The following is a 23,991-nucleotide window of genomic DNA, read 5'->3' on the forward strand; positions in this document are numbered from 1 at the left end:
AAAGTCACCAGGATTCATCGCAAATGAGCTCTGCGTCCTATAAACGGGACTTCGCGGGCAAATGGAAGTTGATATTTTGCGCATTCACGACCTGATGGTCGATACGGTCGATGTCGACAGAACTCTGCCCTTTTTCGTTGACCGCCTTAATGTTCGCCAGCGACAGTAGCGTATCCTGACGGGCCATAAAGCGCCCCCGTACATCCTTGCGTAAATCAAAGTTAAGTTTCAGCGCCGGCCCAACAGAAGCTTCTTGCATTACGTTGATATTGCGTAAGAAAAGGTGCTGAGGTTTGTTGTGAAACTCCAGCGTCGCGCGCTGTAAATTGAGATTGGTAATGGCCACGAACGAGGTGGCATTGCCGGAGGAAATCTGAATACCGCGCAGCTTGTACTGGTCCTGCGCATTTTCCAGGCGAATATCGTTCAACTTAAAGTTTTGCGGAATGGACAAATAATCGCCTTTAATGACGCCATACCCGATGAGCATCCCGGCGCTATTGACCATCGACACGTTGTCGATAACGAAATTATCGCAGCCGTAAATCGCCACCGTCGCGTTATCGATCCCGGCTTTCTTGCTGAAATCCGGCGTAATATTTTCTGCCTTAATGTTACGAATAATAAAATGTTTGCCGTTTTCAACGTGCACCAGTTGACGGCAGTTGCTGCCGGTAATATTGGCGACGACAAAATTCTTCACCGCCTGGTCTTCGGGGTAGGCGTTATCATAGGTGCTCCCCGCCAGCCCAATGCCGATCCCCCAGTTGATTTTGCCGTTGGTACAGTCGATATGGTCGATGACATGGTCAGAGATCAGGATATCGCGATCGTTAATGGCGACGTTCCATTCCACCGCATCCCCTTGCAGGTAGCTAAAGTGACTATTGGTGATCTTCGCGCCAATGATCTGGTTATGAAATCCCTGGCGCAGAATGGCGTAATTGGCTTTGGTCACCGTGATGTTGTCGATAGTCAGATTGCGCATCACCTTCGGCTCTTTGCCGCCAATATAGATTTGCGTCACCGGGCCATAGCCGCTCATGTTCAGCCCCTGAATAACACAGTCTGACCCGCGCACATCCAGCGTCAGGTTGTAGAGGCTGCCGCCCTTCTCACCAATTACTTTACTGCCGTCCTGCAACACAAGACGCCCACGGCCGTTGCTTTTAATGCTCCCGCGCACCAGCAGCGTCTTCCCCGGCGGGATAAACACGCCGGTGTTGAGGTTGTCGCACACCAGGCCTTCGGGAATTTCGACCGTTTGCGCTTCACTAAATGCCTGTTTCAGCGCCGCGGGCCAATCGGTTGTCTGATAGCGGCGAATATCCACTGTCTCAGCGCGCACGGTGGCCACCGGTAAAAAAGGCAGCGCCGCAAGAGCGGCACCAGCAGTCAGAAAATCGCGTCGGTTAAACGCTAGTCGATTCTTTTTTTCGAACTCAGACATAGGACCTCGATTCAGAGCGCCTGTAGCAGCGTAGCAAGTTGCTGATTGATACGTTGCTGGTTGAAGTCGGTTTCGATTTTATTGCGTGCCCGGGTGATAACCGGCGTCAGATCCTGACGCTGCATCGCGCTGAATTCAGCGAGTTTATCCGCCAGCATGCTGGCATCATTTTCCGGCACCAGCCAGCCCGACTCCCCGGCGTTAATCAATTCCGGAATACCGCTGTGTACCGTCGACACCACCGGAATACCGACAGCCATGGCCTCCATCAGGGCCACGGGGATCCCTTCCATATCGCCGTCCACACCGGTCACCGAAGGCAATAAAAAGAGATCGGCTTCATCCAGCATCGCTTTAACCTCATGGCTGGGCTTAAAGCCCGGCATGTGGATCACATCATCCAGTTGGTATTGCTCAATCAGGGTGCGCAAGCGCCGCTCCCACGGGCCAATGCCCAAAATACGCCAGGTAAATGCCACGCCGCGCGCTTTAAGCAAACGACAGGCTTCAATCCCCACATGCAGCCCTTTTTTTTCGGTCAGTCTCGCAACAGAGATCATCTGCAGCGGCGTACCGGGGGCTTTCACCGGGCGCAGGCTAAAACGGGTGATATCCACCCCCATGCGCGAGATGGCAATTTTATCTTCCGGGCAGCCCATATTGCGCAGCCTTCCGGCCCACAGTTCGCTGATGGGCAGCATCAGATCGCCACGGCGAAAAAGCTGTTGATACTCCGGGGTATAGTGGTTGAGCACATCACGATGCGAAATATCAATGCCGTGGAACACGGTGGCAATCTTGCCGCGTAACATCCCCAGCTCACGCAGTTTTGCCGCCGTGACGCCCGCCGGGCCAAAATGGGCAATAAAGACATCGGCACTGAAAACCCGCGGTGTCATACCGCAAATGGCCGCCAGAATCAGGTTGCGTGATTCATCGCCGTAGCGTGAAATATTGAGCGCTTTCCAGGTGGAGGAGCGGCCGGCACCGCGCAGTATCGCCTGTCCGCGATAGCGCAGTTTCGCCAGTTTTCCTTCCGGCTCATCCAGCAGCCAGTGGGTTTTCTCCGCCAGGCGATACTCCGTCCACGCGCTATGGGTGTTTTGCAAGTCGCCCTTGTGCAGCGCGACGATCTCCACCTCAAAGCCCATATTGATAAACGCCACAATCTGATTCAGAACAAAAGTCTCTGAGGCGAGCGGGAATTTCAGCAGGAAGAAGCTGACTTTCATTTCACCTCCCGGATGCGATCCAGTACTGATTTCACCATCAACGCCCCTTTTTCCCGCTCGGCCGCCACCGCGGTGGCAAGGCGTTCGTTGAGCGCGGGCAGTTGCCCCAGGGTGTCGGCTGCCATGGACGCCAGCGAGCCATCCAGCAGGTGGCGAATGTCCACCGCCATTTCCGGCATCCCGAGCTGCTGCATGATCCCGGCAGATTTGTGTTCGTAGTTGATGGCGATAGCGGGCGTGCCAAAGTTCATCGAGATAATGGCGGAATGCAGACGCGTACCCACCGTCAGGTCACAGGCAGCGAGGATTTTGCCCATTTCGAGATCGTTAAGCTCATCCATCACCACGTGGTAGCGCGACGGGTCGCTAATATGCTGGCGCAGATTGAGCGCCACCATCCGGTCGTCTTTGTTGTAGCTATCAATACCGGTACAGGTCGACAGCGCCATCACCTGCCAGCCCGCATCGATGATCCGGTTCACCACTTCGGCAAAGGCTTTTTCATAAGCCTGCTGGGTCGTCCCCAGGCGTTTATCAAAAGGAGCCAGTTCGCGCAGGGTAATGGCGACGGTTTTCTCTTTTGCCGCCACCTCCAGCCAGTGGCGGACGGCGTAGCTGGGGATGAAGGCGGTATCGTCCTCCACCAGCCACGCGGTATCGACGCCCTGCTCGACTTTGTCGGTGGTGATTTCACTGCGTTCCATTAAATTCAGGCTGACGCTCTCACGCAGGATCAGCGCGTCACAATGGCCAAAGACATAATTTGCCAACTGGTTAAACTGCGGATCCTGGAACGGCCCGACGCTGTGGCCAATCATGTACAACGGTTTTTTGGCCATAAAGGTACACAGGGCGTGCTCAAACTGCGGGACGCCGTAGAGATCGACAAAAAACGATCCCCCCACCTGGATGATGGCGTCATAGTTCGCCAGCAGGCGCACAAAATCGGTAAAGCCCTGGGCAATGGCAATATTGCGCAGCTTGCCGCTGTCGGTCACCCGTGAAAGCAGCACCTGATGCTGGTAGCGACGGCGCAGAACTTTTTTCACCCGCCCCATCAGCCCGGCGGCGGTGTTGTGCGCTTTCATCTGGCTGTAGAGCGGGTCGCCCATCACCGGGCGATTCAATAACCAGGAGGAACTCACCGGATAGCGGCTCATGACGTCCACTTCCGCCTGTGGTTCGATGCGTGCAATCGCATCCAGCAATCCGCGCAAAATGGCGCTGTCGCCACGGTTACCGCAGGTGTGATTGCCAAGAATTAATAATTTCATAATGACCTCTGATTAGGGGTTCTTTCTTTCCGGGTGTGGCCTCATGCCTTCACCCCTGCCCTCTCCCGCAGGAAAGGGGGAAAACCGGCTGCGGATTACCCCGCACGCAATAACGTTTTCATCTTCTCGTTGCGACAAAACTGGCGCTTCATCTCCACCACCAGCGCATTGCGGGAAAGCACAATCATCACTGCGAAGGCCAGCGCGCCCGCTGCCACCTGGACGGCAAGCAGTGCCGCGATCGGCAGGTGCCCGGCGAGTGCCAGGTCCAACCCGTAGCTCACCACCAACGTCGGCAGCGACAGGTAAAACGGCAGCCACAGACTCAGGATGTACTGGCGATAGCTGGAACCGAGAACCGGTTTAATCATCACGAAATAGCTCAGGACGGTGTTGATAATCTGCACCAGCAGAAAGCCCAGCGTGACGCCAATCGCGCCTGCCAGGTGGCCGCCGACAATGATGGCGGGAATAAACAAAAAGGTTTTAAAGACATTGAATTTAAAGCTGATATCTACCCGCGCCTTGGCCATTAACAGCGAGCCAATCGGGTTCCCTACCGCGCGCAGCAGACCCACAATGCACAACAATTGCAGGATGGGAATGATGCTGCTCCACTTCTCACCGAACACCAGCGGCACGAAGTTATTCGACACCACCAGCAGCCCCAGCAGGATCGGGAAGTTGATGATCCCCACCACCGACAGCAGCTTGTAAAAATTGAGCCGCAGCTTTTCCGTGTCATCCTGAATCTTGGCGAAGGCCGGGAACAGGACGCGCGTAATAATCGGGTTGAGCTTCATGGGCGGCACGACGGCCACGTTATAGGCCAGGTTGTACCCACCGGCGACGCTGGCCCCGAGGATACGCGCCAGTACCAGCGTGGAGAGGTTGGTGTTGACGTAGTTGATGATGCTGTCTGCCGTCAGCCACGCGCCAAACTTAAGGTTGGAGCTAACCGAACGCAGAGAAAAGTGCAGGCCAGGACGGTAGATCTTGCGGCCAAACCAGCCGAACAGCAACGTACGCACGGCGCTGTTCACCAGATAACCGAGGATGGCGGTCATTGCCAGCGGCCAGTAAAAGGCGCTCACCACCGTGAAGGTAAAGCCCGCCAGCACCGAAACGGTCTCAATGCTGCCAATCTTGTTGAACTCCAGCTCCTTTTGCATCAGCGCACGGAACTGCTGACCGTGCGGGATCACCACAAACGCCAGCGACAGGGTTTTAATAAGCGGCGCCAGATCCGGGTTATGCAGCACCCCGGCAATCAGGTCGCTGAGTAAAAAGATAGCCACGCAGACCACCAGCCCCAGCCCGACGTTCAGCCAGTACAGGGTGGTGAGCTCGAGATGGCTTATCTCTTTGCGCTGAATAATGGAGTTTGCAATGCCAAAATCTGACAGCGTATCCGCCAGCGCGATAATCACCAGCGAGACGGTCAGCAGACCAAACTGGTGGTTATCGATAATGCGTGCCAGCACCGTCATCTGAACCAGCCCAAGGCCGATAATGGTCAGCGTCGCCATGGCCGACCATTTCGCCCCGCTGATGGTTTTTTCACGTAAGCTCATGATTTTTCCTTTGAACATGACCCATAAGGCGTTATTGGCGCAGGCAGTTTGAACTCGGACAGCGCGGAAAAACCGGAACGTACACGAAGTACGTGAGGATTTTGAGCACTGCCCAGGTTCAAAATGACCAGCAAAACAGCCTTATGGGACAGGTTCCTAATACGCCGCTTTATTCACAAACCCTTTAAAAATGGTCAGAAAAACGATTTTGATATCGAACCACACGCTCCATTCGCGGATGTACTCGAGGTCGAACTCAACGCGTTTTTCCATTTTTTCCAGCGTATCCGTCTCGCCGCGCCAGCCATTAATCTGCGCCCAGCCAGTAATACCGGGTTTCACTTTATGGCGCAGCATGTAGCCTTCAATCAGCTGACGATATTGCTCGTTATGCGCCACCGCATGCGGACGCGGCCCGACGATGGACATCCCGCCGGTCAGCACGTTGATAAACTGCGGCAGCTCATCCAGTGAGGTACGACGCAGGAAGCTGCCCACTTTGGTCACGCGCGGATCGTTTTGCGTGGCCTGGGTCACCACCTTGTCGTTTTCCATCACTTTCATGGAGCGGAATTTCCACACCATGATCGCTTTACCGTCCATGCCGTAACGGGTCTGGCGGAAGATAACCGGGCCTGGCGAGGTCAATTTCACCGCCAGTGAGATCCCCAGCAGAACCGGAGAAATCAGCATCAGGATCAGCGACGCCAGCACGATATCTTCGAGACGTTTGAGAATGCGGTTGACCCCTGACAGCGGCGTGTCGTACAGCGGCACCACCGGCACCCCGTTCACCTCTTCAATACGCGAATGCAGAATATTGAAGGTGAAAACATCCGGGATCAGGATCACCGAGCAGGTGGTGTCTGCCAGCTGGCGCACCAGCCGTTTGATGCAGGCGGCGTCGTTCATCGACATGGCGATATAGACGTTGTGGATTTTCCCGGCACGGGCATCGTCCAGCAGTTGATCAAAATTCCCCACCCAGTCGCTGGTTACGCCGCCCGGTTTCGCATCGTGATACACACCGACCACTTCAAAACCCAGCCACGGCTCATTACGAAAACCGTCCAGCAGTTCCTGGCCCGCGGGAAGGTCGCCCACCACCGCAACGCGGCGGGTGTTGTAGCCGTGATTACGCAGCCAGCCCGCGGCAAAACGGATCACACCGCGGCAAATAATCAGGCCGGAACTGCTGAGCAAGTACCAGGCAAAATAGAGGGCAAAGGTATTGTTGAATTCGCTGCGAAAAGCCACCAGACCGGCGCTAAAGACAAAACTGAGGGTCCAGTTCTGCAACAGTAAAACCAGCTCGGTCATAAACCGCACACCACGCCATGAACGATAAAAATCGGTCATGCCGCCAATCATCTGGAATACCACCAGGGTAATCAGGGCCATCAGCAGATGCTGATAAAAGAACGGCAACGCATTGAACCTACAGACCACATACAGCCCACTGAACATGATGGTGATGTCTGAGAATCGCTGCACGATGGAGATTAACGATGCATTCGTTTTGGCCCGGTCGCGCTTTTTTAGATTTGTCATCGTTGTACCTATTCATTCATTTTACCCTTCACGCCAGCCCTCTCCCCCCAGAGGGAGAGGCAGAAAACCGTATCGGGCACATGACAGAAAGCGCCAACTTACGGTCCCCTCTCCCCTCAGGGGAGAGGGTTAGGGTGAGGGGAAAAACAGGGATTACTGTTTCAACAGCGCCAGAATGTCCTGCGTTCGTGCCTCCATCAGCGCGGTGTCGCTGCGCGACTCCACATTCAGACGCACGACTGGTTCGGTGTTGGACGAGCGCAGATTAAAGCGCCAGTCCGGGAAGGACATGCTGATGCCATCGGTACGGTCAACGCTAAGCGCAGAGCCATTGAAATGCGCCTCGACACGGGCGATTGCGGGTGAGGCCTGCGCCAGCTTTAAGTTGATCTCGCCGCTGGCCGGGAAGGCGGTCATGCGATCGCGAACCAGCTCTTCCAGCGTTTTACCCTGCAGACACAGCAGCTCCGTCACCAACAGCCAGGGGATCATGCCGCTGTCGCAGTAGGCAAAATCGCGGAAATAGTGATGCGCGCTCATCTCACCGCCGTAGATCGCATCCTCTTCGCGCATGCGCTCTTTGATAAACGCGTGCCCTGTTTTCGACATCACCGGCTTACCGCCTGCCGCGGTTACCACATCTACCGTGTTCCAGGAAAGACGCGGGTCGTGAATGATCTTCGCACCAGGGTTTTTCTCGAGGAATGCCTGCGCCAGCAGACCGACGATGTAATACCCCTCGATAAACTGGCCGCCGCCGTCAAAGAAGAAGCAGCGGTCAAAATCTCCGTCAAACGCGATACCGAGATCCGCACGATGCTCAATGACCGCATTGCGGGTGTCGCCGCGACACTCCGGCAGCAGAGGGTTCGGGATGCCGTTCGGGAAGTTACCATCGGGGGTGTTGTGCACCTTGATAAAGGTGACGGGGATATTGCGCGCCTTAAAGCGTTCTTCCAGGGCGTCAATAACCGGCCCTGCCGCCCCGTTACCGGAATTAATGACCAGTCGTAATGGTTTGAAATTCGACAGGTCGACATAGCCGAGCAGGTGATCAACATAGGCATCACGCAGGTTGATTTGCTGGTAGCTGCCGCGATTGTTCTGGTCGACAGGCGGGAAATCATTCGCTTCCGCCAGGCGCTGAACATCACGCAGCCCCGTATCACCGCTGATCGGACGCGCGCCTTTACGCACCAGCTTCATCCCGTTGTAGTCCATTGGGTTATGGCTAGCGGTAACTTCGATACCACCATCCACACCCAGGTGGAAGGTGGCAAAATAGATCTCTTCGGTACCGGAAAGTCCAATATCCAGGACGTCCACACCGGCATCTTGCAGCCCTTTGGCCAGCGCCAGTTTTAGCGTTTCGCTGGTCAAACGGACATCGCCGCCCAGCACGATCGTTTTCGGTTTTAAATATTCGCCGTAGGCCCGGCCAATGCGCCAGGCAATGTCTTCATTCAGCTCTTCACCCAGCTTGCCGCGAATATCGTAGGCTTTAAAACAGGTTAATTTTTCCATCATTACCTCGTTTTCAGGCAACAGTTCGCCCTCTCCGGAGTGGAGAAATAATCAAAAGAATTCAGTCGTTATATCCATTAGATTTCGCGTTGCAGGAAGGCAGCGTCTGCGCGAATCCCCAGGGACTTAGTCAACTAAGTAACTGGGGTGAGCAAAGGCGCTAACACACCTGCGGCACGAAAGATGATGGATAGAATTAGATGCGTCCGTACCGATCTTCAAATCGCACAATATCGTCCTCTTCAAGATACGAACCGGACCGTACTTCAATCAGATCGAGGGGAATTTTCCCCGGGTTCTCCAGACAGTGGCGCGCGCCGAGCGGAATATAGATTGACTCGTTCTCGCCCAGCAGTTTGATATCGTCATTGATGGTGACTTTTGCCGTACCGGCCACCACCACCCAGTGTTCAGCGCGGTGATGATGCATCTGCACGGAAAGCCCTTCGCCGGGTTTCACGGTGATGCGTTTCACCTGGTAGCGGTCGCCCGCATCGATGGAGTCATATTTGCCCCATGGACGGTAAACTTCGCGGTGAATGTGGTGCTCATGGCGGCCATCGGCTTTGATTTGCTCCACCACTTTTTTCACGTCCTGCACATGATTGCGGTCGGCAATCAGCACCGCATCCTTGGTCTGAACCACCACGAGATCTTTCACGCCGACGGTGGTGACCAGACCGGACTCCGCATAGACGAAGCTGTTTTCCGTTTCATGACTGATGACGTCGCCGTGATGGACGTTTCCCTCGGGCGTATGGGCGCTGATTTCCCAGAGTGAAGACCAGGAACCGACATCGCTCCAGCCGGCATCCATCGGAACCACTACCGCATCGGCGGTTTTTTCCATCACCGCGTAGTCGATAGACTCTTCCGGACAGGCGAGGAACGACGCCTCATCCACGCGGATAAAATCGAGATCCGGGTCCGTCGCATCCATAGCCCGCTCACAGGCCTCATAGATATCGGGACGGTATTTTTGCAGCTCTTCCAGGTAACGTCCGGCGCTGAACAAGAACATGCCACTGTTCCAGTAATATTCGCCGCTCGCCACATAGCCCTGCGCGGTGTCGAGATTCGGTTTTTCCACAAACTGCGCCACGTCAAAGGCCAGTCCGTCACCTTTGCCTGAGGTCACTTCGCCACGGCGAATGTAACCGTAGCCGGTTTCCGGCAGATCCGGCACGATGCCAAAGGTCACCAGTTTGCCGCTTTCGGCATAGGCCAGCGCCTGGCGTACCGACGCGCGAAACGCCTCTTCATCCTGAATAACGTGATCCGCTGCCAGCACCAGCATCAGCGGGTCGCTGTCCGGGTTATGACGTTTGACCGCCATGGCGGCCAGCGCGATCGCCGGTGCGGTGTTACGCCCCGCCGGTTCAAGAATGATGTTTTCTGTCAGCTTATTGAGCTGGCGCAGCTGCTCGGCAACGATAAAACGATGTTGTTCGTTGCAGATAACCACCGGGCTTTCACACTCCACCCCGTCCAGACGGCAGACGGTTGTCTGCAGCATGGTCAGGTCGCCTTTCAGGCACAGGAACTGTTTTGGGTAAAGGACACGGGACAGTGGCCACAGGCGGCTGCCGGAGCCTCCGGCCATCACGACCGGATACAGTTGCGTTTGACTCATGATTTATCCCCATTCCCTTCGTAATGCAGGCGTTCGTCTTGTGCATGGGCAGCCTGCCCTGCACTGACCACCGGATCGCGTCGGGAGATATCAGTCATAAACTGGGTTAACACGCTCTCTTTCTCGAGCGTGCGTTCGGCATATTCACGTGCCACCGTGTTGGTTTTGGGCATCAACAGCGCCTGTTCGATGCCCGCCGTGAGGGCAGGAACGGATTCCGGCTCCACGCACACGGCAATACCCGGCGATGCCAGACAAAGCTGGCCCAGCTCGGTGGACGCCTCGGCGGTGATAACGGCATTGCCGCCCACGGCGAGGATATTGGTCAGTTTCGATGGCAGTACGGCATCCGCCGCACCGCGTTTTTGAATCACCAGATGGCAGTCGGCCATCTTGAGCAGCGCAGGCAGCGCGTCGTAAGACTGCAACGGGAAGAATTTCACGTTATCCAGCCCTTCTTGCAGGGCCTGTTTTTCCAGTCTGAGCTTGCCGCCGCCCTGGCCGACAATCACAAATAGCCACGGCTGGTCGCGAAGGTTTGCCGCTGCAGCAATCACATTTTCCAGCCCCTGCTTCTCGCCGATGTTGCCGGAATAAAGAATGATTTTTTTGTCGTCCGGCAGTTCCAGCGCGTCTCTCAGCTGCGCCACGGCCTGCGGGTCAACCTCACGAAAACGGGCCACTTCTGACCAGTTCGGGAAGAAGATTATCCGCCCGGCTTCCACCCCTTTTTCCCGTGCTTTATTCATCATTGAGCGGGAAATGGTGGAAACGTTGTCGACGTTATGCAGACCGCTGCGCTCAAACGCGGCGGCCAGCTTTGCCACTTTGCCGGTTTTGCCCTTTCCGGCCATCCCTAAGCCAAGCATGGCGTCAACTTCGTAATCCTGAACGTGCAGCAACGTGCGGGCGCCGGTCAGTTTTGCCAGCAGCCGCATACCCGGCGTGCAAAACAGCGTTGGCACCACGCCGATGATGCGATCCGGCTTCCAGCGACGCTGCGCCATCAGCGGGAAAAAGCTGCTCACGGCGAAGCTGGTCAGGTGAATCAGTCGTTTCAGGGTCGACGGCTGTTTCGGCACATACAGCGGACAGCGCCAGACGGTCGCGGCACCGTTTTCCCGGCGATAACGCCAGCCAGAATAGGCCTCGCCGACCTGCCACTCGGGGTAGTACGGCGGTGCAGTAATCACCCGGACGTCATGCCCCTGACGGGCCATCCATTCCACCATTTCGCCGGTGTATTTACCGATGCCGGTTAACTCCGGCGCATAGTTGATGCCGTAAACGAGAATTTTCATAAGCCCGGTACTCCCCGCGCTTCCTTAAAGTAGGCACGGCTGTTGTCATGTACCAGCGGGTCGGCAATCAGCCTATCCGACGTCAACCAGCGATAGTCATCGTGCTGATCCGGCGGCAGCGCCAGAGTGGACGCATCCACCCGCACGCGGAACCCGAGCACGATGTAGTGGGTCGAGAAGTCGCTGCCGGAAAAGTTATCGTCGTAGAAATGCTGCCAGACGCCATAAAACTCTCCTGCCGACATCGGCAGGAGTACGCCCAGTTCTGCCAGCGTCAGACGCTCAAAGGCGCTCGCCAGCGGTTCATCTTTCTGCACCCGCCCACCCGGCACAAACCAGTAACCCTGCGCCGGACGATTCGTACGCTTACCGAGTAAAAACTCGCCGCTGTCGTTCTCCACGATGAGATCGATGGAGATGAGCGGGGTCGAACGCACGACCGTGGCAAAATCTTCCGGACGTAAAAACATGCTTACCCCCGGAACCGTTGCTGGTTTTCAAGGAACCACTGATAGGTGCTGGCCAGCCCCTGCTCCAGTGAGATCTCGTGATACCAGCCGAGCGCATGCAGGCGTGACACATCCAGCAGTTTGCGTGGCGTGCCGTCCGGTTTGGTGGCGTCAAAGACCACGCGGCCTTTGTACCCCGTCACCTGGGCGAGCGTTTGCGCCAGCTCGCGGATGGTGCAGTCCACACCGGTGCCAACGTTAATGTGCGACAGCATCGGTTCGGTATTCTCCTGCCACACTTCCCTGTCCAGCTCCATCACGTGGATGCTGGCCGCGGCCATGTCATCCACGTGCAGGAATTCACGCATCGGCGTGCCGCTGCCCCACACCACCACGTCAGGCGCGTTGCCAAGCGTGGCTTCATGAAAGCGGCGCAGCAGCGCCGGGATCACGTGGGAGTTGCTCGGGTGGAAGTTGTCATTCGGCCCGTACAGGTTGGTCGGCATCACCGAGCGGTAATCACGGTTGTACTGACGGTTGTAAGACTCGCACAGCTTGATCCCGGCAATTTTGGCAATGGCGTACGGCTCGTTAGTCGCTTCCAGCGTCCCCTGCAGCAGTTCGCTTTCCGCCATCGGCTGATGCGCCAGCTTCGGGTAGATACAGGATGAACCGAGGAACAACAGCTTGTTCACGTCGTACAGATGCGCCGCGTGAATGATGTTGCTCTCAATCATCATGTTCTCGTAGATGAAATCCGCCGGGTACGTGTTATTGGCGACAATGCCGCCCACTTTCGCCGCCGCCAGATAGACCTGGTCGATACGTTCGCTGGCAAAAAACGCCTGCACCTGTACCGTATCGAGCAGATTTAGTTCATCACGGTTGCGCAGTACCAGCTCCACGTCTTCGCGTTGCGCCAGCAGTCTGACAATGGCCGACCCGACCATGCCGCGGTGACCCGCGACAAAGATACGTTGTTTCGTCATGCTTAAGACTCCAGCGCGATGGCAACCTCGTAACCGTGGGCTTTCAGCAGCGAGTGTTTTTTCGCCGCTTCAAGATCTTTGGCTACCATCTCAGAGACCATCTCCTGTAGCGTGGTTTCCGGTTTCCAGCCCAGTTTCTCATGCGCTTTGGTCGGGTCACCGAGCAGGGTTTCCACTTCCGCCGGACGGAAGTAGCGCGGGTCAACGGCAACAATCACATCACCCGGTTTCACGCCCGGTGCATCGTGACCGGTGACGGAGACCACAATCCCCTTCTCTTCCACGCCTTTGCCTTCAAAGCGCAGTTTGATACCCAGTTGCGCCGCCGCCATTTCCACGAACTGACGCACGGAATACTGCACGCCGGTGGCGATAACGAAATCTTCCGGGTGGTCCTGCTGCAGCATCATCCACTGCATTTTCACGTAGTCTTTGGCATGACCCCAGTCACGCAGGGAATCCATGTTGCCGAGGTACAGGCAGGATTCGAGGCCCTGCGCGATGTTAGCAATCGCACGGGTGATTTTGCGGGTCACGAAGGTTTCACCACGGCGCGGAGATTCGTGGTTGAAAAGAATGCCGTTACAGGCGTACATGCCATAGGATTCACGGTAGTTGACGGTGATCCAGTAGGCGTACAGTTTTGCCACGGCATACGGAGAGCGTGGGTAGAATGGCGTGGTCTCTTTCTGCGGGATTTCCTGCACCAGGCCGTACAGTTCAGAGGTGGACGCCTGGTAGAAACGGGTTTTCTTCTCCAGGCCGAGGAAGCGAATCGCCTCCAGCAGGCGCAGAGTACCCATGCCGTCAACGTCGGCGGTGTATTCCGGGGATTCGAAAGAGACCGCCACGTGGCTCATCGCGCCAAGGTTGTAGACCTCATCCGGCTGTACTTCCTGCAGGATACGGGTCAGGTTGGAGGAGTCCGTCAGATCGCCATAGTGCAGGTGGAATTTCGGGTTGCTGGTGTGCGGATCCTGATAAATATGGTCCACACGCTCGGTATTGAATGAAGAGGCACGACGCTTGATGCCATGAACTTCGTAACCCTTCTCGAGAAGCAGTTCGGCCAGATAGGAACCGTCTTGTCCGGTTACGCCAGTGATGAGTGCGACTTTAGTCATTTTTAATACCTCTTAAATAATCCCCTAAATAGTTCGGGTTGTAGCAAGGCGGCAACACAGCTTAGCCAGGAGCTTACTGATGTAAGTGACTGGTTAAGCGAGGAAAGCCAACACAGCTACAGCCCGAAATATGACGGGGAAACTGTTTATTTTTCAACGCGTTCGCGTGTTACCACTGCGGGATTGCCACGACAAACTTTGTTTGCCGCAAGCGTCTTAAACACACTACTGCGCGCACCAACAACCGTTCCGTCGCCGATACACACGCCGGGAGCAACAAACACATCCGTTGCCAGCCAGCATTTGTCGCCAATCACGATAGGCTGCGCGGTAATATCAAAATGCGCGCTCATAAAATCGTGACTGCCGGTACACAAATAACATTTCTGCGAAATCACAGAATTAGCACCGATTGAAATATCGCCCAGGGTGTATAACACGGCGTCATCGCCAACCCAGCTATAATCCCCAAGCGTTAATTTCCACGGATACGTTATTTTCACCGACGGGCGAATCACTACGTTTTTTCCGATTTTTGCACCGAATAAACGCAGCAGGAACGCGCGCCAGCGATACATAATTTGTGGTGACCAGGCAAATAATGTTGCTTGTACCGCCCACCACAGTTGAACCTTAATAGCATTCCCGCCCCGAAAGCCTTTCGGCACGGAGAATCCCTGTAATTCTTGCATCGTGATTCCTTATACGTGTGCCCGTTATTCTTCAAGCCCCCGGTGCGTTGACTGCGTTCGTTCATCCGAATCACTTACTTGAGTAAGCTCATCGGAATTCTCTTACTTGTCGCCTTCCTGCGACTCGAATTATTTAGGGCATTCACATTATGCTTTGTTATATAAGGCTTTCGCTTTACCGGTAGTCCGCAGGCGCAACAGGTACGATAATTCCGCCCAAAATCCCGGTACGCGTAATATTTTTCGTTGGACGTCACGAGCATCCCGACATAATTCAAGGTTATTCGATGTTGACACGCCGCCCATGGAAAATTCGGACACCAGACCGTGCAGGCGCTTAAAGGAGAATCCCGCCTTAAACATTCTGGCTGCCAATGCGTAATCGGAAGAGACTTTATATTGTAAGTCGTAGGGGTAGGTTTTCAGGCCACTCATCGGGAAGAATATTGCCTGATGACTGGCGGGCAAGCTGTGATAAATATACCAGCCGCGCTTTGCGCTGCGGCGTATTTTGTTGCCATCGCCAAAATCTAATAATGCATCGCCAATGTACATCGCATTGTCACGTTCTTGTGCCAGCTGGCGAATCACCTCCACGCTTTCCGGGTGCAGAATATCACCGGAATTGAGGAACAGCGCGAAGCGACCATCTGCCATGTTGATGCCTTTGTTCATGGCATCATAGATGCCTTTATCTTTCTCGCTGACGTAGCGTAAGTGGTACTGGCCATTGAGGTTTTCCAGAAATTCTGCGGTACCGTCTGCCGAGCCGCCATCAACAACAATCCATTCGAAAACGATATCCTGCGCCTGTGCCAGATGGGCCAGCGATTTCCAGGTATTCATCACGCCTTCATAATTACGAAACGCAACGGTAATAACGCTCAGTAACATGTGACCCACCTCGTCATATGCTCGAAATATTCAACGCTTTGCGGAAAATAAACGGGCAAACAATTAAAAATGCGTATTCAGGACTAAAAATCGACCCCGTAAAAAACCACGATATAGGAGCAAACAGATAAAGTTGAACACGAAAATTCTGATTATTACCAAACGCATTGACAGTCATTCTTGCTACTTTGAACAAATACCAACCGGTCAGTAATACGGCAAACCATGAAAAATAGATAATTAACAGATACAACCCATTGTCTATGGTTTTACCGACATCTGCACCGTTAAAGATTCCGAATGATGCGACATATTCGTAAAGTGAGCCAAATCTTACGACGCCATCAACATTGGCCAGGGAATATCCCACCATCGCCAGCGGACCGATAATGCGATAATACGAGGAGGAGCCTTCTGTCCCTAAATCACCGAGTCGTTCCGCAATATAAGGAAAGGCGAACACTACCCCGACAACAAATACCGCCAGTGAAATAATGGCTAACGGTAACTTCTTGCGTATCGCTTCCTTGTTTAAATACTGGAATGCCCACTCCAGCAGATAAAAAAGGATAAATGTCATTACCCCTGAAAACGATCCCGAAAGAACTATCCCTGCCAGAATCATAGCATCTGTCTTCGGCGTTTTGATACCAAACTGTTTGATGCTGAGCCAAATTGAGATTAATGCCAGAGCGAAGAATGCCGGTTCGAAATAAAGTGCCGTGGTTCGCTTACCGCCAAATTTGATAAAATTCAGTACGTAGCTGTTACTGTAGATCAAATATTTCGAAATCATCTCCATCAGGCTACTGCCACCGGAGAGAATAATTTGCGCCATTTCCGCCGCGGCCAGCATCACCACCATCCCCACCACCACGTAGAAGAAGCGCAGAATTTTTCGGTAGTTATGCGGTGACACGGTTTTAAAGCGAATGCTCCACACCATGCCGATGATGATCACGATGTAGACAAACAGCATCGCGGAGGTCACGTATTTCCCGGCGTTGAGCGACTGGCCAAAAATGTAGTTAAACAGCGTCAAAAAAGCACCCGTGCCGAGGGCAATCATCAACTTTTTCAGGTTGATTCTGTCCACGTAAAGCAACAGCAGCAGCGGCAAGAACGTCACGATGGTTATCGGAAAGCTTTCGCCAAGCTGGAAAATCTTCACGTTAACCAGCAGGTAAATTAGCGGCAGCAGGAGATAACTACAGACCCTGATAGAATGAGACATATTCCTCCAGCATCTGTTGCCCGCTGTACGCGCGGCGGCTGCGTGCGCTAAACGCCTCCAGCGAGGTCGAAAATACGGCCTGCGCGATATCGGCTTTGTGACGTTGTACCAGCGGTACCACTTCCGCTTCGCTAAAGGTTTTACCGCCCGACTTTTCCAGCACCTCACGCGCCGCGTCGCTGTGCGTGGCGATAACCGGCACGCCGATGGACAGCGCTTCACACAAAATTAGCGGGTAGTTGTCCACGCGAGAGGTAAACAGCAGCGCATCCATCTTGTTGAGTTCGCTCATCAACTGACGCTTGTCCGTCAGAAACCCGTGGTTCACCACGTTTGTCCCCTCAAAGGGAGAAAACTTGCCAAAGGTGTGCACTTCCACCTTCTCGCCCAGCGCCAGCACGTCGCGAACCAGCTGTTGGTTCGTCTTGCCGTCATAGCGCAGGTCGTGGGCCACCACGGCGATTTTCGGTCGCCCGTGGGTGACGGTAATCGGGGATAAATCCGCCAGAATGGCCTCGGTCGCCACATCAATCCCGTTATTGATAATGCGGCAGCGACCGGCACCGTACAGGCTGTTGAACGCCTCCGCCACGTGCTGGCTTGGCGAAATGAACTGGCAGCCAAGCGCCATCATCTCGTTAAACAGATGACGCTTCTCGTCCACCAACTGATGCGCGCGATCCACTTTGACCGGCGGATAGTTCGCCAGGGTCGGACACTTCTGGCAGCCCTGCTTCCAGCCTTCACAGCCATCGGTAAACGCGCAGCGCCCGGTGACGCTCCAGTGGTCATGCAGCGTCCAGACGAAGGTCACATCCGGCTTATGCGCTTTCAGCTTCTGGCAAAATGCCACTACCTCGGCCAGGTTCAGCCAGTAGCTATGCATCACGTGAAAGTGCAGCACTACCGGCCCATTGATGCGGCTGACGCTGCGATAGAGATTATTGAGATTGCCAAACACGTCGCGATTAAACAGGCGAAACAGCGCCAGGTTCGCAATAGACGTCAGACGCGGGGTCTGTTTGAACACTTCGGGATACTGGTCATGGCTGACACTTTTCTTGCCGCCTTTCCCGTAGCCATAAACAAAACGTGAATGCATGCCCTGCTGCAGTGCCCGCTGGTGCAAATCCAGCGCGACACCCGCCGCGCCACCTTCGGCGAGGCGAACGTTAAACTGTAATATATTCATTTGATTGCCTTCACCCGCGCTTTTTCACCCACCACCAGCGCATTGTCCGGCACGTCGTCGAGCACGACGCTGCCTGCGCCCACCATGACGTTATTGCCGATGGTGATCTCACCCAGCAAGACCACGTTGGCGCCAAGTTCGACGTTGTTGCCGATAACCGGGCAGGCCAGGTTGCTGGCCCCGCGATTGCCGATGGTCACGCCATGGCGAATGGTGAAGTCATCACCGGCAACCACATGCTTATTGATCACCACCGCGTAGCCGTGGTGAATGGTGAAACGGCGGCCAATGGTCGCGGCAGCCTGAATCTCATAGCCGAACAGACATTCCGTGATAAAGCGGTAAGCCAACAGCATGGGCGCCGCCCACAGGTTGTTGAGCACATTCTTCTTGCGCCACACCGAGCAAAAATGGGCGACGCGATAGGCCGCCACCATGCAGCACGGACGCAAACTCCATTGATTGGCGCGAAAATCTTCCAGACGCATCATTTTCCTCGCAGACCGTCAGCCAGACGTTTGCCGTTACGCACCGAGAAAAGGGTCAGCAGCGTGCGCCAGTTCATGCGTTTATTGCGGATCTGGTACAGCGTGAACAACTGATATTTCTTGCTGGCGCGGTCAAATTTGGCTTTGTGTTTACGGTAGAAATGGAAGTAGCCGGAGAACTTCTTCGGCGACGAGGTAATCTGCATCTCACCGTGGTTGATGTGCAGAATTTGCGTCGCTTTTTCGATTTTCCACGGTTCGCCGTACTGCTCCACCATGCGCAAAAAGATGTCGTAATCCTGTGCCGCTTTCAGCTGCGTATCGAACAGGCTCTCTTTGAAGCGCCAGGCCCAGCTAAACACCTGGTTGCCAACGATATTGCGCTTGTAGAACAGCTTGCGGGAGAACGGCGATTTCGGGTAAAGCGGCAGACTGGTCGGCTGCGAATAGACTTCGCCTTCACAGACATAGTCATTGGCATACAGAAAAGCCCGCGATACCAGATGCTGTTTATGTTCCAGGAACACGGACAAACGGTCCGGGGTCCACTCATCGTCATCGTCGATACCGGTAATAAACTGCCCCGTCGCCTGCATGATCGCCTGGTTGCGCACCGCACAAGCCCCGGAGTTAAACGCGTTACGGGTATAGCTCACGCGGGGGTCATTTAACTCCTCAACAAAGCTCTGTAACTGTTCAAACGTGGTTGAGCAGTCGTCAACAATGATCATTTCCCAATGGGGGTAATCCTGACGCAGGACCGATTTGATGGCGCGGATCGCCAGCTGTTGACGGTTCCATGTCGGCATATAAATCGAGATTAACGGACGTTCTGTGGTCATTTTTTCCTCGATTGATCAAGATTCCCCTCACCCAAACCCTCTCCCCGAAGGGGCGAGGGAACTGTCTGTGCCCATGTGCCAGCGACTGCAGTTATTTTCCCCCTCTCCCCTGTGGGGAGAGGGACGGGGTGAGGGGTAAGGGTTAAACGTTATTTGCTATCAGACTTGTATTCGTATTCGTAATAGCCGTAATCCTGATAGCCGGTCGCGCGGCGGAAAATGGAGTTCAGGATGACGCCTTTGACCTGAATACCGTTTTGCTCAAAGCGGCTCAGACTGGTCTGGACCTCTTTCACCGTGTTCACCGCATAGCGCACCACCATCAGCGTGGTACCCGCGTGGCGACCCACGATGGCGGCATCCGTCACCGCAAGAATTGGCGGGGTATCAATCAGTACCAGGTCGTAGTGTTTGCTCGCCCAGGCCAGCAGTTGTGAGAAGCGCTCGCTCATCAGCAGTTCCGACGGGTTAGGCGGAACCAGCCCGCGTGGCACAAGGTCAAAATTGGCAATCGAGGTCTGTTTCGCACAGTTTTCGATACTCCCCTTGCCGACCAGAATGTCCGACAGGCCGTTGATGTTATCGGTGCCCAGCAACTCATGGGAGTAGCCTTTGCGCATATCACAGTCGATCATCAGCACGCGTTTATTGGTTTGGCTTATCACTGCCGCCAGGTTGGCACAGACGAACGTTTTACCAATCGACGGGCTGACCCCAGTCATCATCAGAACGTTATTCGGTGCCTGCATCATCGCGAAGTGCAGGCTGGTGCGCAGGCTACGTACCGCTTCAATCGCCAGATCTGCCGGGTTACCCACCGCCAGCAACTGGCTCTGCTTGTGACGTTTACTGCCCTTAATGGTTTTGACCGTGTCACGCGCTTTTTGCCATTCAGACAGCGGGATGCTGGCGTAAACGTTGATCCCTTGCTCTTCCAGTACCTGCGGGCTTTCGATACCGCGGTTGAAGAGTGAACGCAGCAGAACAATCACCACCGACAGGATCAGCCCGAGGATGATGCTGCCGAGAATGATCAGCGCTTTTTTCGGTTTCAGGATACCAGGCTGGGTGATAGCCGCATCGACGATACGCACATCGCCCACGGTGCTGGCCTCAGTGATACGCAGTTCCTGCTGTTTATTGAGCAACTGCATATAGACCTGCTGGCCGGATTCCACATCACGCGTCAGACGGACAATCTCCTGCTGCGTTTTCGGCATCGCCGTGACGCGGGTGTTGAGTTTGGCCTTTTCATCTTCCAGCGCTTTGCGTTTTTCCAGCAGCGTGCGGTAAGCCGGATGCACTTTGGTGTACAGCTTGGAGATCTCTGCCTCTTTAAAGGTCAGTTCGTTAAGCTGTGCATCAATGTTGACCATCGAGTCGAGCACCGACTTCGCTTCCAGCGGCAGGTCGACGGAGTCTTGCTGCTGGCGATAACTGTTGAGTTTGTTCTCTGCCACGTCCAGCTTGGCGCGCACTTCCGGCAGTTGTTTATCGAGGAACTCGAGACTCTTCGCCGCTTCCTCTGATTTACGCTCAACGTTCTGTTGCAGGTAGTTGCGGGTGATACTGTTGAGGATGTCGCGAATCTGATCGCGATCTTCGCCGATATAGCTCAGGCTCAGCACCCCGGTGTCTTTCCCGTTCTCCGTCACGCTCAGGCTGTTCTGCAGGTTGTTGATCATCCCGAGAGTGGAGAATTTGGTGACGGTGAACTCGCTGTCGTTAGCTGCCTTAATGGCGCCCACCAGCATGGTCACCCCGTTTTTATTCAGCGGCTGCCCAACTTCGCCACGAGCGCTGAAACCGCCATCGCTGGTCAGTGCGTACTGTTTTGGCCCCAGCACCTTGAGGGTAAAGGTCTGTTCATTCATCCCTTTGGGTAAGGTAAAGGTGGTGACGTTGACGGTGTCATTTTGCCGCCCCATCAGCCGGTCCCAGCCCGCGCCAAACACCGGGAAGGTGTTTTTAGTCACCGCAATATCCAGGTTTAAATCGTCAACAGTTTTACCCAGCACCAGCCTGGACTGAATCAGCTGGATTTCCGCTTCCGAGGCCGGTGGCTTGTTCGACAGGGCCGAACCGATATCCTGCACCAGTGAGTTCCCGGCATTTTGCTCAATCTGTACCAGCGCATCCGCACTGTAGATAGGTGTGGCAAACAGGCAATAGACGATGGCCGCTGCGGCAAATAACGAGGTAATACCCAGCACCCACCAGCGGGCCTCGACGACTGTACCGATTAATCGACCTACATCGATTTCATCATTTCCCACCGCCGGGACGGCAGAATGGTGTGTTTTCTCTGTCATTGTTATCCCTGCTGAGCGTTCAGTGCCTGCGCCCACTGGCGGGCAGACTGGTCAAGTAAGGTGTAAACGGCCTCAAAGGCGTCGCGGCTTTTGCGATACGGATCGGGAATTTCTCGTTCATCATCCCAGTGACCAAACAACATAACTTTGCCGCGCATCTCCGGCGCGATTTCGCACAATGCGGCGATATGCCGCTTCTCCATGACCAGAATCAGGTCGTATTCACGGCACATTCTTCCGGAAACCTGCCGGGCACAGTGGCCTTCAAGCGACAGTGCATTCTTCTGTGCCACATGGGTGGCTTGTGCATCCGCACTTTTCCCAACCAGCGCCCCCAGACCGGCTGACGCTACCGTTAACGCGGGCTGATACTTTTTCAGCAGCCGCTCCGCCGTGGGGGAACGGCAAATGTTCCCCACACACACCACCAGAATTTTGTTAAACATCGCGTATCACCAGGTGTGAATGTCGCGCGCCGTGTCCGTCATGTAGCGAACGCCACTGATGGTTGGCAGCAACTGGTTGATGAGACGGTTCCAGCGAGCAACCGGTGCGGTCGTCACGTACACTACGTCATACGGCTGGAGGCGGAATTCGGTTGCCATCACCAGCGATGTTGCATCGGACATATCAAGCTGATAAATGTTGGCAATCTTGCCACCGCGACCGCCCTCGCCTTTCAGCGGACGGATCACGAAGATGCCGCTGGCGTTGGAGGTGGTCAGATCGATACCCTCGGCCTGGCCCAGCGCTTCGGTCAGCGTCATACCACTGAAGTCCATTTTGAGCGTGCTCTGTTTTTTGACTTCACCCATGACGAAGACTTTCAGATCGTCATTACGTGGCACAAAGAGGATGTCACCCGGATAGAGCAGACGGTTCTGGCTCAAATCGCCGTTCTGCATCAGCGCCTGCAGGGAGATGCGTTGTTCTTTACCTTCATGGGTCAGCACAACGTTGCGCCAGTCGGCGGCATCGGTCAGGCCGCCTGCGGCGTTGATCGCATCCAGAATGGTCAGCGGAACGTTGGTAATGGCCTGCTGGCCGGATTTGTTGACCTGTCCGGAGATGTAGGCCTTCTGCGAACGGAAAGCGGCGATATTAACGTCCACCTGCGGGTCAGCGATGTACGTCGCTAAGCGGCCGGTAATATCACTGCGGATTTCTGCAAGGGTTTTGCCGACAACATGTACTTTGCCAATGTAGGGATAGAACATGGTGCCATCGGGCTGTACCCAGTTACCGGTGTCGCTTGAACTACGGTACTGGCCTGCCGGAGTGGTCAGTTCAGGGTGGTCCCAGACGGTGACGCTCAGTACATCCCCTGGGCCAACGCGATATTGGTAGTTTGAGATTTCCTGGTCCAGCGACATATTCGGCTGGGCGACATTCGGTCGCGGACGTAATTGTTCAACCAGTCGTGGTGTCAACGGATAGACATTCACCATGCGATCTAAATCAAAATCAGCGTCTTGTTGTTTGATCACATCTTTTCCCATTGTTGACATATTGCTACCGGGGAAAACTGTGCAGCCACTCATCAAGCTCATGGACACCAATAATGGTATCAATTTCGTTTTGGATTTCATCATTGATTAATTATCACTTTTGCAGAGTAATTATCCTGTGTATTTAAATAAGTGCCTGGTCGCAACGGAATCAGAATGCAGTTAATCGAAACTTAATATAACTGGTATCAGTCCTAAAAAGCGCTTATTCAACCACATGCTATTGACAGAATAATCCAGACTTTTTGACACGCTGTCAGGCAGGCTACCGCCCTTGGCTTTCAGCTACCAATCCACTGATTAAACAGTAAGTTATTGAAAACACCCCTCGTACTCCGCTCCTTATAGAGAATATTCCTGGATACCTTAAATACGGCAGACATAAGGATTTGCGCTGTTTAGCTGCATTAAAAATAACTTCACAGGTATATTTGAAACATGCTGGAGGAATTGTTGCAGCTAAGCGAATTACAGGCAAGGTAACATCCCGCCATAAACATGTTTTTAAGAATAATATTAAGAGCAAATATTTAAGATTTTAGGATTTTATTGATATTGACAAATCCCTTACCTGCGCTTATGCATGCGAAATATCCTAAAATTAAAACTCATCCATCACCAGAAATAATCCCATTATTAATAAGGAAATAGGGCGGATTCAACTCCGAAGTGCAACGCTAAGCCGCCAATCTTAGCTCTGCAAACACCACAGACGGTTGCCTGAATCC

Annotated in this window: 20 protein-coding genes; all 20 read right to left on the reverse strand. The window is 54.3% G+C overall.

Annotated features, from left to right (window positions below):
• Nucleotides 1–37: 37 nt before the first annotated feature.
• Entirely contained in the window at nucleotides 38–1,450 is a 1,413-nt protein-coding gene (gene wcaM, locus ACSZPU_RS01355; protein ID WP_498994704.1) for a colanic acid biosynthesis protein WcaM, read from the reverse strand.
• An 11-nt stretch (nucleotides 1,451–1,461) separates the two neighbouring features.
• A complete protein-coding gene (wcaL, locus tag ACSZPU_RS01360; protein WP_498994706.1) occupies nucleotides 1,462–2,682 on the reverse strand; it encodes a colanic acid biosynthesis glycosyltransferase WcaL in 1,221 nt (406 codons plus the stop codon).
• Nucleotides 2,679–3,956, reverse strand: a complete 1,278-nt coding sequence (wcaK, locus tag ACSZPU_RS01365) for a colanic acid biosynthesis pyruvyl transferase WcaK (RefSeq protein ID WP_498994708.1) — start codon at nucleotides 3,954–3,956, stop codon at nucleotides 2,679–2,681. Before wcaK ends, wcaL begins: the two co-directional genes overlap by 4 nt.
• A 95-nt stretch (nucleotides 3,957–4,051) precedes the next feature.
• Nucleotides 4,052–5,530: a colanic acid undecaprenyl disphosphate flippase WzxC gene (gene wzxC / locus ACSZPU_RS01370; RefSeq protein ID WP_498994710.1), complete on the reverse strand. Its 1,479-nt coding sequence runs from the start codon at nucleotides 5,528–5,530 to the stop codon at nucleotides 4,052–4,054.
• Between the two features lie 156 nt (nucleotides 5,531–5,686).
• Complete coding sequence (gene wcaJ / locus ACSZPU_RS01375; protein ID WP_498994712.1) at nucleotides 5,687–7,081, reverse strand: undecaprenyl-phosphate glucose phosphotransferase; 1,395 nt, start codon at nucleotides 7,079–7,081, stop codon at nucleotides 5,687–5,689.
• Between the two features lie 153 nt (nucleotides 7,082–7,234).
• Nucleotides 7,235–8,605, reverse strand: a complete 1,371-nt coding sequence (cpsG, locus tag ACSZPU_RS01380; RefSeq protein WP_498994741.1) for a colanic acid biosynthesis phosphomannomutase CpsG — start codon at nucleotides 8,603–8,605, stop codon at nucleotides 7,235–7,237.
• 196 nt (nucleotides 8,606–8,801) lie between these two features.
• Nucleotides 8,802–10,238 carry a mannose-1-phosphate guanyltransferase gene (cpsB, locus tag ACSZPU_RS01385; protein WP_498994713.1) on the reverse strand — a complete coding sequence of 479 codons (1,437 nt, stop codon included), beginning with the start codon at nucleotides 10,236–10,238 and terminating at the stop codon, nucleotides 8,802–8,804.
• Nucleotides 10,235–11,539: a colanic acid biosynthesis fucosyltransferase WcaI gene (gene wcaI / locus ACSZPU_RS01390; protein ID WP_498994715.1), complete on the reverse strand. Its 1,305-nt coding sequence runs from the start codon at nucleotides 11,537–11,539 to the stop codon at nucleotides 10,235–10,237. The genes cpsB and wcaI overlap by 4 nt, the downstream gene beginning before the upstream one ends.
• On the reverse strand, nucleotides 11,536–12,009 hold the full coding sequence (locus ACSZPU_RS01395; RefSeq protein ID WP_498994717.1) for a GDP-mannose mannosyl hydrolase: 474 nt from the start codon (nucleotides 12,007–12,009) through the stop codon (nucleotides 11,536–11,538). The genes wcaI and ACSZPU_RS01395 overlap by 4 nt, the downstream gene beginning before the upstream one ends.
• Nucleotides 12,010–12,011: 2 nt before the next feature.
• Nucleotides 12,012–12,977, reverse strand: coding sequence for a GDP-L-fucose synthase (gene fcl, locus ACSZPU_RS01400; protein WP_498994719.1), 966 nt, complete (start codon nucleotides 12,975–12,977; stop codon nucleotides 12,012–12,014).
• Nucleotides 12,978–12,979: 2 nt separating this feature from the next.
• A complete protein-coding gene (gmd, locus tag ACSZPU_RS01405; protein WP_498994721.1) occupies nucleotides 12,980–14,101 on the reverse strand; it encodes a GDP-mannose 4,6-dehydratase in 1,122 nt (373 codons plus the stop codon).
• Nucleotides 14,102–14,247: 146 nt separating this feature from the next.
• Nucleotides 14,248–14,793, reverse strand: a complete 546-nt coding sequence (gene wcaF / locus ACSZPU_RS01410) for a colanic acid biosynthesis acetyltransferase WcaF (RefSeq protein ID WP_498994723.1) — start codon at nucleotides 14,791–14,793, stop codon at nucleotides 14,248–14,250.
• A 147-nt stretch (nucleotides 14,794–14,940) separates the two neighbouring features.
• On the reverse strand, nucleotides 14,941–15,687 hold the full coding sequence (gene wcaE, locus ACSZPU_RS01415; RefSeq protein WP_498994725.1) for a colanic acid biosynthesis glycosyltransferase WcaE: 747 nt from the start codon (nucleotides 15,685–15,687) through the stop codon (nucleotides 14,941–14,943).
• A 13-nt stretch (nucleotides 15,688–15,700) separates the two neighbouring features.
• Nucleotides 15,701–16,921, reverse strand: coding sequence for a colanic acid polymerase WcaD (gene wcaD / locus ACSZPU_RS01420; RefSeq protein ID WP_498994727.1), 1,221 nt, complete (start codon nucleotides 16,919–16,921; stop codon nucleotides 15,701–15,703).
• The gene (wcaC, locus tag ACSZPU_RS01425; RefSeq protein WP_498994729.1) at nucleotides 16,896–18,113 is read right to left on the reverse strand and encodes a colanic acid biosynthesis glycosyltransferase WcaC; all 1,218 of its coding nucleotides are present in this window, start codon (nucleotides 18,111–18,113) and stop codon (nucleotides 16,896–16,898) included. The genes wcaD and wcaC overlap by 26 nt, the downstream gene beginning before the upstream one ends.
• Complete coding sequence (gene wcaB, locus ACSZPU_RS01430; protein WP_498994731.1) at nucleotides 18,110–18,601, reverse strand: colanic acid biosynthesis acetyltransferase WcaB; 492 nt, start codon at nucleotides 18,599–18,601, stop codon at nucleotides 18,110–18,112. The genes wcaC and wcaB overlap by 4 nt, the downstream gene beginning before the upstream one ends.
• Nucleotides 18,601–19,443, reverse strand: coding sequence for a colanic acid biosynthesis glycosyltransferase WcaA (wcaA, locus tag ACSZPU_RS01435; protein ID WP_498994733.1), 843 nt, complete (start codon nucleotides 19,441–19,443; stop codon nucleotides 18,601–18,603). The genes wcaB and wcaA overlap by 1 nt, the downstream gene beginning before the upstream one ends.
• Before the next feature lie 149 nt (nucleotides 19,444–19,592).
• The gene (gene wzc, locus ACSZPU_RS01440; protein ID WP_498994735.1) at nucleotides 19,593–21,755 is read right to left on the reverse strand and encodes a tyrosine-protein kinase Wzc; all 2,163 of its coding nucleotides are present in this window, start codon (nucleotides 21,753–21,755) and stop codon (nucleotides 19,593–19,595) included.
• A gap of 2 nt (nucleotides 21,756–21,757) precedes the next feature.
• A complete protein-coding gene (gene wzb / locus ACSZPU_RS01445; RefSeq protein WP_498994737.1) occupies nucleotides 21,758–22,201 on the reverse strand; it encodes a low molecular weight protein-tyrosine-phosphatase Wzb in 444 nt (147 codons plus the stop codon).
• Nucleotides 22,202–22,207: 6 nt separating this feature from the next.
• Nucleotides 22,208–23,347, reverse strand: coding sequence for a polysaccharide export protein (locus ACSZPU_RS01450; protein WP_498994739.1), 1,140 nt, complete (start codon nucleotides 23,345–23,347; stop codon nucleotides 22,208–22,210).
• Between the last annotated feature and the right edge of the window lie 644 nt (nucleotides 23,348–23,991).

Source organism: Phytobacter sp. V69, assembly GCF_965644215.1.
Taxonomy (GTDB): domain Bacteria; phylum Pseudomonadota; class Gammaproteobacteria; order Enterobacterales; family Enterobacteriaceae; genus Phytobacter.